This is a genomic window from Methylobacterium sp. V23 (genome assembly GCF_002917135.1).
Lineage (GTDB): Bacteria > Pseudomonadota > Alphaproteobacteria > Rhizobiales > Beijerinckiaceae > Methylobacterium.
The window spans coordinates 39775-51808 of sequence record NZ_PDHT01000022.1; the positions used below are offsets into that span (position 1 = coordinate 39775).

At 64.1% G+C, this 12034-nt stretch carries 10 protein-coding genes; 5 read left to right on the forward strand and 5 right to left on the reverse strand.

From position 1 onward, the window contains the following. The first annotated feature begins 19 nt into the window (after positions 1-19). The gene (locus CRT23_RS19250; RefSeq protein ID WP_103711173.1) at positions 20-265 is read left to right on the forward strand and encodes a hypothetical protein; all 246 of its coding nucleotides are present in this window, start codon (positions 20-22) and stop codon (positions 263-265) included. 38 nt (positions 266-303) lie between these two features. Here CRT23_RS19250 and CRT23_RS19255 read toward each other — a convergent pair whose 3' ends face one another. From CRT23_RS19255 to CRT23_RS19270, 4 genes are read right to left on the reverse strand one after another with little or no spacing between them, the layout of a single operon-like run. Continuing rightward, a complete protein-coding gene (locus tag CRT23_RS19255; RefSeq protein ID WP_181017388.1) occupies positions 304-1218 on the reverse strand; it encodes a CoA-binding protein in 915 nt (304 codons plus the stop codon). Next, positions 1215-2357: an ATP-grasp domain-containing protein gene (locus CRT23_RS19260; protein WP_103711175.1), complete on the reverse strand. Its 1143-nt coding sequence runs from the start codon at positions 2355-2357 to the stop codon at positions 1215-1217. Before CRT23_RS19260 ends, CRT23_RS19255 begins: the two co-directional genes overlap by 4 nt. Next, on the reverse strand, positions 2354-3817 hold the full coding sequence (locus tag CRT23_RS19265; RefSeq protein WP_103711177.1) for an aldehyde dehydrogenase family protein: 1464 nt from the start codon (positions 3815-3817) through the stop codon (positions 2354-2356). Before CRT23_RS19265 ends, CRT23_RS19260 begins: the two co-directional genes overlap by 4 nt. A gap of 46 nt (positions 3818-3863) precedes the next feature. After that, positions 3864-5171: an MFS transporter gene (locus CRT23_RS19270; RefSeq protein WP_103711179.1), complete on the reverse strand. Its 1308-nt coding sequence runs from the start codon at positions 5169-5171 to the stop codon at positions 3864-3866. 238 nt (positions 5172-5409) lie between these two features. Between CRT23_RS19270 and CRT23_RS19275 the strand changes: the two genes are divergently transcribed. Together CRT23_RS19275 and CRT23_RS19280 are read left to right on the forward strand one after the other, a co-directional pair. Continuing rightward, a complete protein-coding gene (locus tag CRT23_RS19275) occupies positions 5410-6270 on the forward strand; it encodes a LysR substrate-binding domain-containing protein (protein ID WP_103711180.1) in 861 nt (286 codons plus the stop codon). Between the two features lie 81 nt (positions 6271-6351). Next, positions 6352-6564 carry a hypothetical protein gene (locus CRT23_RS19280; RefSeq protein ID WP_103711182.1) on the forward strand — a complete coding sequence of 71 codons (213 nt, stop codon included), beginning with the start codon at positions 6352-6354 and terminating at the stop codon, positions 6562-6564. A 154-nt stretch (positions 6565-6718) separates the two neighbouring features. Here CRT23_RS19280 and xsc read toward each other — a convergent pair whose 3' ends face one another. Continuing rightward, positions 6719-8494, reverse strand: coding sequence for a sulfoacetaldehyde acetyltransferase (gene xsc / locus CRT23_RS19285; protein WP_103711184.1), 1776 nt, complete (start codon positions 8492-8494; stop codon positions 6719-6721). Between the two features lie 208 nt (positions 8495-8702). On the opposite strand from xsc, the gene CRT23_RS19290 reads away from it, so the two are divergent. Continuing rightward, positions 8703-9479, forward strand: coding sequence for an IclR family transcriptional regulator (locus tag CRT23_RS19290; protein WP_103711186.1), 777 nt, complete (start codon positions 8703-8705; stop codon positions 9477-9479). A gap of 40 nt (positions 9480-9519) precedes the next feature. After that, positions 9520-10470 (forward strand): bifunctional enoyl-CoA hydratase/phosphate acetyltransferase, encoded by a 951-nt coding sequence (locus tag CRT23_RS19295; RefSeq protein ID WP_103711188.1) that lies wholly within the window; start codon positions 9520-9522, stop codon positions 10468-10470. Positions 10471-12034: the final 1564 nt, after the last annotated feature.

Genomic DNA, 12034 nt, shown 5'->3' on the forward strand with positions numbered 1-12034 from the left:
GAGCGAGCGAATCTAGGTCATGCGTCAGCTTCAGTTCGATGCCTTTGGCGAGCCGATAACACAGGAGCTCCGCGCAGCAGCCGAGCCCGCCAACTGCACCGGTACCGCCTCGCGCATCGCGCTCAAGGCTGGCATCGGTGTTTTCTGGACCCTTGTCGTCGTGATCGTGGCTGCGCGCGCCGCCTTTTTCGATCCGAACTTTGCCGAGCATTTCAGCAGCATCGCAGCGCTCGGCCACTACCTCCAGCAGCTCAGCGCGACCTGAGTTTGGTCGCCCCCTGCTGTAGTTGAAGGGCGTTTCGGCTACGCGCGAAGATGGACTGCGGCGGCCAGTTCGGGCTGAACCGCGCCGAAGCCCGGCCCTAGAAGATGCGGAATCTCGGAAGGCGTATCGGCCACCACAATGCCCGCCGCCTCCAGCGCATGCCGTTTGCCGGCATAGCTCCCAACATTTCCCGAAACGATGGCTCCGGCATGTCCCATCTTCTTGCCAGCGGGCGAAGCGCGTCCGGCGATGAATGAGACTACAGGCTTCGACATGCCGGCCGCGTATTCTGCCGCCGCCTCTTCCATCGCTCCGCCGATCTCGCCGACTAGCACCACGGCCCGCGTGCGCGTGTCCTGATCAAGCGCAATCAGCGCGTCGCGCGTGGTGGTGCCGATCATTGGATCACCGCCGATGCCGAGGAAGGCCGACTGGCCGATACCTGCGCGCGTTAGGTTCAGGCACATCAAGGTGCCGAGGCTGCCCGAACGCGAGATCACGCCGACCTCGCCCGGCTGGAAGATATTGCTGTTATGCCCTGGCATGATCCCGACGAAGCCCTCACCGGGTGTGACGATGCCGGCGGTATTTGGTCCGATGATCCGGGTGCCGTGCTGCGCGGCAGCGTGGTGGATCGCCATTACGTCGCGCGCCGGGATGTGTTCGGTGAGGATGACGACAGTCTTCGCGCCGGCTTCGACAGCGTCCATCGCCGCGTCCTTGGCGGCCGAAGGCGGGATGAACATCACCGCAATGTCAAAGGGCGTCTGGGCCATGGCCGCCTTGGCGGTAGCGTAGACGGGTACGCCGAGATGGCTCTGCCCTGCCCGCTTCGGGTTGACGCCGGCGACGACGGTAGTGCCTGCGCCGATCATCTTCTCGGCCCAGAAGGTCCCTTGCTTGCCGGTGATGCCCTGGACGAGGACGCGTGCAGTCTGGCGATAGATGATCATCGGGCAGCACTCCCCTCGGCAGCGTGAACGGCGGCTTGGACCGCGTCTTCCATTAGGTCGAAAGGCTCGAGGCCGAGCCCATCGCGCACGAGGCGCACTGCCTCGTCCTCTCCAGTGCCGTGGATCGAGAAGAACACGGGCACGTCCGGATTCAACCGCTTCCAGGCGGTGACGACGCCCTCGGCCATCACGTCGGTGCGAGCGAAGGCGCCGCAAAAATTGACCACGAGGCTCTTCACGCCGGGGTTCGAGAGTACGAGACGCAGCGCCGTTTCAGACTTGGTGTAGGCCTCACCGCCGATCTCGAGAAAATTGGCCGGCTTGCCGCCGCAGTGGCTGATGACGTCCATGGTGGTCATGGTCAGCCCGGCGCCGTTGGCGAGCACGCCGACATTGCCGTCGAGCTGGATGAACTTGAGCTCGTGATCGAGACCCTCCTGCTCCAGCGCGGTCATCGGCTCGGCGGCGGCCGCGACGGCGAGTTCCGGCTGCCGGAAGGCGGCAGAATCGTCCAGTGTTAGTTTGCAGTCGAGCGCAACCACTCGGCCGTCCGCCAGGAGCGCCAGTGGATTGATCTCGATGAGCTCGGCATCAACTTCGCCGCTCAGCCTATAGAGTGAAGCGAGGATTTTTTCGATCTCTGCGCCAGCTGTCCCAAGATCGAGTCCGGTGACCAACGCGCGGGCCGCCTTCTCATCAAAGCCTTCGCCCAGATCGACGAGGTGGCGCCGCAGCGCATCGGGACGCGTGGCTGCGACCTCCTCGATATCCATGCCGCCCTCAGTGGAGAACAGCACAAGCGGCTTGCGGCTGGTGAAGTCGGTGAGGATCGCGGCGTAGAACTCGCGCTCGATCTTCGCCTGCTCCTCCAGCAGCACCGTATGGACCTGATGGCCGTCGATGCTCATGCCGAGAATGCGCTCGGCCACCGTCCTTGCCTCGTCGGCGGAGTTGGCTGGCTTGATGCCACCGGCCTTGCCGCGCTTGCCCGTGGGCACCTGCGCCTTGATCATGCAGGGGCCGAGTTCGGCGAACGCTTCGGCCGCCGCCTCGGGGCTGTTGCAGAGGATGCTGCGCGGCACGGGGATGCCGATCGGCGCGAGGACCTTCGACTTCGCGTTGTGTTCAAGAAAATTCATCGTCCCGCCTCCTCATAGCCAATTGTCTTCCAGTGGGGGCCGAACAGCTCTTCCTCGCTCGGCTTGTCCTCCGGGATTGGGGTGACGAGGTGGGTGATATTGAGCATGTGCCGGTAGCTCAGGTTCTCGGAAATGCTGTTCTTTTGCCAAGAGCCGCAGCCCATGCTCAGCGTGAAGCCGAGCCCGGAATTGAAGCCGCCGCCATTGCCGAAGGTGTGGGCGAAGTTCACCAGCACGCGCACCACGTCGAGGTCTTCGGCAAGCTCGCGGGCGCGGTCCATGTTGGTGGTGTGGATGCCGCAGGAATGGCCTCGGCCCTGGTAGTCGAGGATCTCGCGGACCCGTGCCTTCGCGGCGGCGAAATCCTTGGCGCGGTAGACCGTGAGCACCAGCGCCAGCTTCTCGCCCGAGAACGGATGTTCGCGGCCGACGCCATCATCCTCCACCAGGAAATAAGCTTTGCCCTCGGCCTTCGGAGACAGTTCGAAGGCGCGCGCCAGCACGTCCGCGTCGCGAGCGATGAGGTCGCGGTTGAGTTTGCCTTTTACCCAGAGCTTGTCCTGGATGCGTGCCTTCTCCTGTGGAGTGCAGAGATAGGCCCCGGCCCGCTCCAGCGCTGTGATGGCCTGGTCATAGACCGCGTCGACGATGACCACCGAATTCTCGGACGAGCAGGAGGTCGAATTGTCGAAAATCTTAGAATCGCGGATCTTCTCCGCTGCTGCGTCAAGATCGGCGGTCTCATCTATCATCACCGGTACGTTGCCGGCGCCGACGCCAATGGCGGGCGTGCCGCTGGAATAGGCCCGACGAACGTTGTCCTGCGAGCCCGTCACGACCACCAGGTCGCATAGCTTCATTAGGGCTTCGGTCGAGTCCTTCGTCACCGGATCAGGCAGGATCTGCACGAGGTCGCCCGGCAGCCCGATGCGCTCCAGCTCCTGGCGCATTAGTTCCACGACGCGGGCCGTGGTGCGGTAGCCGAGTGGAGAGGGCGCCACTACGATCGCGTTGCGGCCCTTCAGCGCCATCATCGCCTTGTTGACCGGCGTGGCGCCGGGGTTGGTGGAGGGCGTCACAGCGCCGACTACGCCCATGGGCTTAGCGTATTTCACCAGCCCCTTCTCGCGATCGTGCTCAATGATGCCGACGGAGCGGCCGCGCAGCAGGTCACGCAGGGTTCCGAAGGTTTTGCGCTGCTTCTTGCGGATCTTGTCGGCGACGTTGCCGAGGTTGGTGTCGGCCACCGCCAGCTCGGCGAGTTCCTTGGCGTTCTCCGGCTTGTAGAGCGACCAAGCCAACGCACGGACGGCGGCGTCGGCGCCGTCCTGATCCACCTCAGCGAAGAGCTTCTGAGCTGCGCGGGCGCGGAGCATGACCGCTTCGACAGGGGCGGGATCGTAGGTCTTGATCGGTGCCGGACCGGAGCGGCCGGGCGGCTGGAAGAGGGCGACGGACATCGCAGGCTCCTTCGTCGGGATTTTTCAAGGATAGAAAGAGGCTCGATCAGGCCGTGGGCCTGACCGCAATGGGCGGCGGCACGCTGCACGCGACCGGCTCGATATCGTCGAGGAAGGGTTCGTCGGGCCGCATCCGCAGCGCCAGCGCAGCGCCGAGCAGGAGCAGGCCAAGGGAGGCGATGAAGGGCAGGTCCCAACGCCCGGTGGCGTCGATGATAAGGCCGAACACCACCGGCGAGATCATTCCGGCGAGACCGAAGCCGAAGTTCATGAAGCCCGACGCCGTGCCCGAATGCTGGGGCGCGATATCCATGGGCACCGCCCAAATCGGCGCGACGATCAATTCGGCAAAGAAGAACGCGCCGGACAGGCACAGCGCCACGGTGACGAGATCCTTTACGAAGATCACTGGCAGCATGAAGCAGAAGGCGCCGAGGAACCCGACTACGATGACGCTGACGCGGGCCTTCGAGACGCTGCCCGTCTTCCTCAGGATGCGGTCACTGACGATGCCGCCCACTGTGTCCCCAACGACTCCCGCGAAGAAGACGCCCGAAGCGAAGATCGCCGATTTCTTGATGTCGAGGTTGTGCTCGTGGAGGAAATAAGAGGGAATCCAGTTGAGGAACAACCAGAGCGTCCACCCGTAGCAGAAGTCAGTCATCGTGACCGGCAGCATCCGCTTCAGCAGCCGGCGCCACGGCACGGCCCGTCGCTCGGATGCGATCTTTAAGGGCGGCAAGACGGTGAGTTCGGCCTCGGTGATGTGCTTGTGGGCACGCGGATCGTCCCGGAAGTACCACCACCACAAGGCGACCCAAGCGAAGCTGATCAGACCAACGATGATAAACGAATCGCGCCAGGAGAGCGCTACGATGAGGAAGGCGATGAGCGGTGGCGTCAGCGCGTTGCCGAGCCTCGCGAAGGCATGGGTGATGCCCTGCGCAAAGCCTCGCCTGTCGGCCGCCATCCAGTTCGCCAAGGCGCGGGTGGCGGTGGGGAAGGCCGAGCCCTCGCCGATGCCGAGGAGGAAGCGCGCTGCGACGAGTGACACGGCGCCCTCGACGTAGCCGATAGCGACTGTTGCCGCCGACCAGATTGCACCGCAGATCAGGAGCGTCAGGCGTGGGCCCAGCCGGTCGCCGAGCCACCCGCCGGCGATCTGGAAGAATGCGTAGGGGTAGGCGAAGGCTGAGAAGGCGAGCCCGAGCTCGGTGTTGGTGAGCCCCAGCTCCTTCTGCATGGCCGGGGCGGCGGTGCCAATATTCACCCGGTCAATATAGGTCACGAAATACATCAGGCAGATGATCAGCAGGATGCGATCTGTCGCCTTGAAACGGGTAAGCCCGAACATGCTGCCCTCCTGCTGGAAGCGCCGTCCGCGAAAGCCCGAGCACGCGCAGCGATGCGCGAGCGTGGGTCCATCCCCGACGCCGGTTGAGCGTTCCTCATGGTCGTCGCCATCGGTATCGGAGGGTCTAGTCGCCCGCCTGCAGAGGCTTGCCGATCGCGTCCGACTGGAAAGCTAGCCCTTGCGGCGACAGGAGAAAAATTTATTGTTTTCATCCTGATCATTCAGGATATTGATCGCTATGATTCCGGATCTCGAGATTTCCCTGCTCCGGACCTTCATCGCTGTGAATGAAACTGGCAGTATAACGTCAGCTGGGCGTTTGGTGGGGCGGACTCAGCCGGCGATTACCCACCAGATCCAGCGGCTTGAGAAGGCGGTCGGTAAGCCGCTCTTTCAGGAGGATCGGCGGCACCTGAACCTTACTCGCGATGGGGAGATGCTGCTTGGCTACGCCCGCACCCTGCTGAGCCTCAACGACGAGATACGCGATCGATTTCAGGCCCCTGATATCGTCGGTCACGTGCGCCTCGGCGTGCCGGACCTCTACGCAGCCTTCCTGCTGCCGGCCGTGCTTAGCGGCTTTGCGCGGGCCTATCCGCAGATCGAGATTGAGCTGCGCTGCTCCCGCAGCTTGCCGCTGCGCGCCGCTCTGGAACGCGAGGAGATCGACATCGCTCTGATGACGCGCCAGCCCGACTCGGGGGGCACCGCGGTGCGATCGGAGCCGCTAATCTGGGTCGCGGCTCGCGATCGTCCGGTGGAAGCGAAAGGCCCGGTGCCACTCGCGCTGCTGCCGGTGGGCAGCATCTACCGCCAGCACGCGCTCGACGCGCTCGGCCATGTCGGCCGTTCGTGGACTATCACGGCGGTGAGCGACAGCATCGCCGGGCTGCAGGCAGCGGTCTATGCTGGGCTCGCGATCTCGGTCTTCCCACTCTGCGCGCTCAGCCCGCATTTGCGTCGGCTCGGGCGCGCAGAGGGGATGCCGGACCTGCCCACCCTGGACATCGTCCTTCAGCGCAAAACGAGCGGCGTGAGCGCCGCCGCGGAACATTTGGCGCAGTACATCGTCGCGGAACTCGGGACCGCGACCATCTGACAATGCTGCCATGCAGCAGAGTCGTTTTGCATCGCAGCGCGGCTAGGGTATTGAAGGGGCTCACTGGAGCCGGCCCAAGCGATGAACGACTTCACCCGCCTGCGCGAGATCTTGCCGTTCGCTGCAGCGCTCTACCTCGCCACCAGTATTGCCCAGCTGCAGGCAACGCAGGCCGGCGACCTGCACCGCACCGGTCAGAGCATTGGCTCGGTGGTCTCGAGCCTGAAGTGGCACATGCTTCAGGTCGCTGGGAACGAGCGCAGCGAAGGCTTGACCCTCTTTCCTGGGAACTGACCGCCCAGATTGCATCGGGGCGGCGGCTCTGGGCCTTCTTGCACCGCGCCTTCTTCCGACAAACTTGCATCCTTCTTGTCAGACGGCATTTCGGACGCGAAGGGCCGGGACAGCGCAGATGCGCGATCCCGGCCAACTGGTGAGGTGGGGAGGTTCAAGCGTAGCGCTGCGGCTGCATGTCCGAGCGCTCGATGCCGGCAACGCCTACAGGCTTCTTCATGGCATCGCGCCGGAAGGGCTCGCCCAGCTCCTGGTTCAGGATCACTTCGATGAAGGTGGTGAGACCGCGCGACTGATCTTCTGTGGCTGTCTGCAGAGCGACGGTGAGCGCCTCCTGCGTGTCGACACGGACGCCCTTAAAGCCGCAGCCTTCGGCGATCTTGGCGTAGCTCAGCTTCGGATCGAGCTCGGTACCGACGAAGTTATTATCGTACCAGAGCACGGTGTTCCGTTTTTCTGCGCCCCACTGGTAGTTGCGGAAAATCACCATGGTGATTGCCGGCCACTCGTCGCGGCCGATGGAGGTCATCTCGTTCATGGAGATGCCGAAAGCGCCGTCGCCGGCGAAACCGAAGACAGGCACATCTGGGCAACCGATCTTGGCGCCGATGATCGACGGGAAACCGTAGCCGCAGGGGCCGAACATGCCCGGCGCTAGATATTTCCGGCTCTTCTCGAAGCTTGGGTAGGCGTTGCCAATGGCACAATTGTTGCCGATGTCGGTGGAGACGATGGCGTCGTGCGGCAGGCCGGCCTGGATGGCGCGCCACGCCTGACGCGGGGACATCCGCTCCTTTTCGCGCACGCGGGCCTCCTCGTTCCAGGTCGTGCCCGGATCGTCGTCCTCGTGGTCGAGGTAGGATAGCTCCTGGAGCCAAGCCGACTTGGTCTGGTGGATAAGGGCTTGACGCTGCTCGCGGCCGGCATCGCCCGCATGGCTCGCAAGCTGTTCGAGGATCTGCCGGGCCACCTGCTTGGCGTCGCCACAGATGCCCACGGTGATTTTCTTAGTGAGCCCGATGCGGTCGGGGTTGATGTCGACTTGTATGATCTTGGCGTTCTTCGGCCAATAGTCGATGCCGTAACCCGGCAGGGTCGAGAACGGGTTCAACCGAGTGCCGAGCGCCAGCACTACGTCGGCCTGAGCGATGAGCTGCATCGCCGCCTTTGAGCCGTTGTAGCCGAGCGGACCTACGGCCAGACGGTGACTGCCAGGGAAGGAATCGTTGTGCTGGTAGCCGCAACAGACTGGCGCATCGAGCCGTTCGGCCAACGCGATGGATTCGCCGATGGCGTCTCCGATGACGACTCCTGCCCCATTGAGGATCACAGGGAACTTGGCGCTGGCCAACAGTTCGGCCGCATCCGCGATGGCCATTTTGCCTCCGGCCGAGCGCTCGAGGCGGACAATCTGCGGCAGCTCGATGTCGATGACATGGGTCCAGAAATCACGCGGGATGTTGATCTGCGCTGGGGCGCAGCCGCGCCAAGCCTTCTCGATCACGCGGTTGAGGACTTCCGCCACGCGGGAGGGGTCGCGCACCTCTTCTTGGTAGCAGACCATGTCTTCGAACAACGCCATCTGCTCGACTTCTTGGAAGCCGCCCTGGCCGATGGTCTTGTTGGCCGCCTGGGGCGTCACCAGCACCATGGGGGTGTGGTTCCAGTAGGCCGTCTTCATCGCGGTGACGAAGCCGGTGACGCCGGGGCCGTTCTGGGCGATGGCCATGGCCATCTTGCCGGTAGCGCGGGTGTAGCCGTCGCAGATCAGGCCGGCATTGGTCTCGTGCGCACAGTCCCAGAAGCTGATCCCGGCTCGCGGAAACAGGTCTGACACCGGCATCATGGCGGAGCCGATGATCCCGAACGCATGCTCGATTCCATGCATCTGCAGGACTTTGATGAAGGCCTCTTCGGTGGTCATCCTCATGGCGCGTTCTCTCTTGTCGGCACGATTGCGATACGTGATGGCGATGCTTGGCGGCCGCGGCCGCGGGCTGTCCACGTTTGGACCATCGCCGCACCCTCCCTGACGCCGTGCCATTGAGTGGCACTGCATAATCCCTTGTTGAGCCCTCAGGCAGCCGAACGCAAGAAAAATCTCGTTTTATAGCTTTATACGTTCGGAAAAATGGAATATGAAACAGGAAACCATGGAAGACGCACCCGACTCCTCACCCGCTCTGAAAGCTTTCGGCCTTCTGGAGACCATCGCCGCAATGGACCATGCGCCGACGCTCGCCGAACTGACGGAGACGGCAAACCTCCCTAAGCCCACGCTGCACCGGTGGTTGGCGATGCTGGAAGGGGCCGATCTGCTGCAGCGGCTGCCGGACGGGCGGCGCTACGAACTCGCCTCGCGCGCGACCGCGCTCGCCTTCGCGATCCTGTCCAACAATCCCGGCTCGACCCTGCGCCACCAGATCCTGCAGCGCGTGGCGCGGGACCTCGGCGAATCCTGCAATCTCACTGTGCTTCAGGGCACAGAGGTGATGTATCTTGATCGCGTGGAGGCGGCACTGCCCCTGAGGGTGGCCTTCCAGAAGGGCTCGCGCGTACCGGCGCACTGCTCGGCCAGCGGCAAGCTGTTCCTGGCGATGATGCCGCCGGCCGCGCGCCAGCGGCTCGTCTGCACCCTTGTGTTCGAGCGACACACCGAGAACACGCTTACTGACCCGGTCGCGTTCGAAGCCGAACTTTCTCAGATCAAACGCGTCGGCTACGCCCTGGACGACGAGGAGTTTCTCTCCGGCCTGTTCTGCGTCGCCGTGCCGATCTTCGACAGAAGCGGCAAAGACTGCATCGCGGCCATCGCCCTCCAGGCCCCGGTGGTACGGCTGTCGCGGGACAACGCAGCCGATCGACTACCGGCGCTGCGGACCGCGGCCGAAGCGCTCTCGGCCACCTTGTCATGACCTCCAAACCGGCAGGAGCCGACTGATGTCGTTAACGCCCATGACCGCGTTCCCTCTTGGGTTCGCCCCGCCGATCTTCGCCCATCCGCGGCTCGACACGCTTCAGGAGCGCGCGCGCGCCTGCGGAAAGCTGCGCGTGGGCGTGGTCTATCCCTGCGAGGAGGGCGCGCTCGGCGCCGCTTTGGACGCGAGTGAGCAGGGCTTCATCGATCCGGTCCTCATCGGCCCCTCGGCTCTTATTCGCCGGATCGCCGCCGACCTCGGCAGGGATCTCGGCGGCATCGAGATCATAGAGGCGGTCGATGCCCGCTCAGCCGCTCGCAGCGCCGTGGCGTTGGCGGCGGCCGGCGTGGTCGGCGCGCTGATGAAGGGCTCGCTGCATACCGACGAGATGCTCGGCGCCGTGGTCGGCCGCGAGAGCCCCCTGCGCACCGCGCGTCGGGCGAGCCACGTCTTCTGGTTCGATTGCCCGAACTACCACAAACCACTGATGCTGACAGACGCTGTGGTCAACATTGCGCCCGGACTGATGGAGAAGGCCGACATCGTGCGCAACGCCATCGACCTCGCCCACGGGCTCGGCATCCCGAACCCCAAGGTTGCGATCCTGGCGGCGGTCGAAACCGTGAACCCAGCACTGCCCTCGACCATCGATGCGGCGGCACTGTGTAAGATGGCCGATCGCGGCCAGATTACCGGCGCCACGCTCGACGGCCCCCTCGGGTTCGACAACGCTGTGTCCCTCGATTCGGCCAGCACTAAGGGCATCGTTTCGCTAGTCGCGGGCGAGCCGGATATTTTAGTGGTGCCGAGCCTGGATGCCGGCAACAGCCTTTACAAGTCACTGGTCTATCTAGGCGGCGCGGCCTGTGCTGGGCTAGTGCTCGGGGCTCGCATCCCAATTATCCTCACAAGCCGCGCCGATTCGCGGCAGTCGCGAGTCGCTTCCTGCGCGCTCGCCGCGCTCACGGCCCGGCAGTTTGGCGGCTGAACCGCGCGCCAATCAACTCTTGAAGCGCAGATCTTCCCGGTCGGGAACTGTGAGCGACGGCTTCCGCTCTTCGTGGGGGAAGGCGTGCAAGGCCTGCGGCATCTCAGGTCTGACATCCCATGATCTGGGCGGAACGGTCGTGAGTCGCTTGGCGCTGGCTGAATGCTCTGAGACGGAGATCGCGACGCTGACCAGTCGCTCACTAAACGACGTGCGGTCGATCCTGGATGCTCACTACCTGAATCGCGACCCGGCTCTCGCCATCGCGGCCATCAGGAAGCTCGAAACGCGAACAGCTTTTACCGACTAACTGCTCAACCGAGCCGAGCTGTTCTCAGTCTGAAGTGGAAAAGCGTAGTTAAATCAGGGCTGGTGGGCAGGATGCTGACCCACGAGACCACCGCACAGAAACATAAGCCGCTACAGTCGGTTAGCTTCGCTGCCGCCATAGGATGTGTAGCAGCAGGGTGGAGCAGCGGCAAGGAGGATCGGTCGCCCCCTCCCCTTTTTCGGCGTGCTAGTTGCCCTCCCCGGCAAGCCCGCTAGTCGAGCCCTACCGTCGATTTCCCGCACTATCTCTCACGCTCCAACACGCTGTTCCGGTTGTGGCGGGCATCAAGGATTGGGCTCTCAGGTTAGCCGCTGTAGAGTGATGGCGGCGGGCGGAGTTTCCGTTGGGGCGCGAGTCGTTCGCCGGCAGATGAAGTGCCGGTTGGATCTGGGTCTCGTACGGGCGTGTGGCTGGGCTATGTGGCGGAGGCCGGTGATTGGCGCGGCCTCGTTTCCCTGTCCTAGATCCTGGTGAACGTTGGATGGGGGCAGGCTTGCTCGCCGGAGAGGGACGCGGGATCCCGGAGCGACGCCGTTGGTCGACCGGCGGATCGAGGCGCAACCTTGTGACAGGCAGCCCGGGGTTGGGCTGTCGGCCTTTACTCACCGCTTCCCGCCATCTTGGGCGGCCAGCGCGAACAAACCCCGCCTGCTTGATCCGCGGACAGTGGGTCGTTTCGGAGGGCTGGGGCGACCCACGTTCTCCGTCCTACGGCACGCGGTTCGCGCGATGTGCCGCTTGTTCCCGATGCCCTTCGGACGTCTATCCGGCGATCCCCATCCCGCTTGGCTAGGGGTGGAGGCTTGGAGCTCGTAGGGAGCGTGGTGTGTGTTTCTTGCCTCTCAGTGGATGGAAGCTCGTCGCCATTCGACTCAGGCGGTGAAGCGCTTCCGCGTGCTCGACGAGCCCGCCGTTTATATCGAGGTTCGCGAGCAAGCAGACCGCCACTGTTGACCGTAGCGGTCTGGAGTGGCTGGAATGCAGGCAATGGTCGCCGCGCCGATCTTATCGGCCAGCGCCACCGCTGCCGTCTGGCCGCACGGGTAGTCCTTGCCGGCAGCGTTCTGGCAGAGCTGTGCGCTCTCGGGTGTCGACGCCCTGCAGGCGGAATGCCTATGGTGGGATGCGTCGAGTTTGAAACATTTGGCCGAGCGTGAACCGACGTGCATTGGGCGATGTGCCCGCCCGGGTGGTTGCGTGCTATCGCTCGCCTTTGCTCTGCGAGACGCATCT

Coding starts and splice junctions, on each gene's coding strand:
- CRT23_RS19275 (WP_103711180.1), top strand. CDS start 5,410: ATGATTCCGGATCTCGAGATTTCCCTGCTCCGGACCTTCATCGCTGTG.
- CRT23_RS19270 (WP_103711179.1), bottom strand. CDS start 5,171: ATGTTCGGGCTTACCCGTTTCAAGGCGACAGATCGCATCCTGCTGATC.
- CRT23_RS19295 (WP_103711188.1), top strand. CDS start 9,520: ATGACCGCGTTCCCTCTTGGGTTCGCCCCGCCGATCTTCGCCCATCCG.
- CRT23_RS19255 (WP_181017388.1), bottom strand. CDS start 1,218: ATGATCATCTATCGCCAGACTGCACGCGTCCTCGTCCAGGGCATCACC.
- CRT23_RS19280 (WP_103711182.1), top strand. CDS start 6,352: ATGAACGACTTCACCCGCCTGCGCGAGATCTTGCCGTTCGCTGCAGCG.
- xsc (WP_103711184.1), bottom strand. CDS start 8,494: ATGAGGATGACCACCGAAGAGGCCTTCATCAAAGTCCTGCAGATGCAT.
- CRT23_RS19290 (WP_103711186.1), top strand. CDS start 8,703: ATGAAACAGGAAACCATGGAAGACGCACCCGACTCCTCACCCGCTCTG.
- CRT23_RS19260 (WP_103711175.1), bottom strand. CDS start 2,357: ATGAATTTTCTTGAACACAACGCGAAGTCGAAGGTCCTCGCGCCGATC.
- CRT23_RS19250 (WP_103711173.1), top strand. CDS start 20: ATGCGTCAGCTTCAGTTCGATGCCTTTGGCGAGCCGATAACACAGGAG.
- CRT23_RS19265 (WP_103711177.1), bottom strand. CDS start 3,817: ATGTCCGTCGCCCTCTTCCAGCCGCCCGGCCGCTCCGGTCCGGCACCG.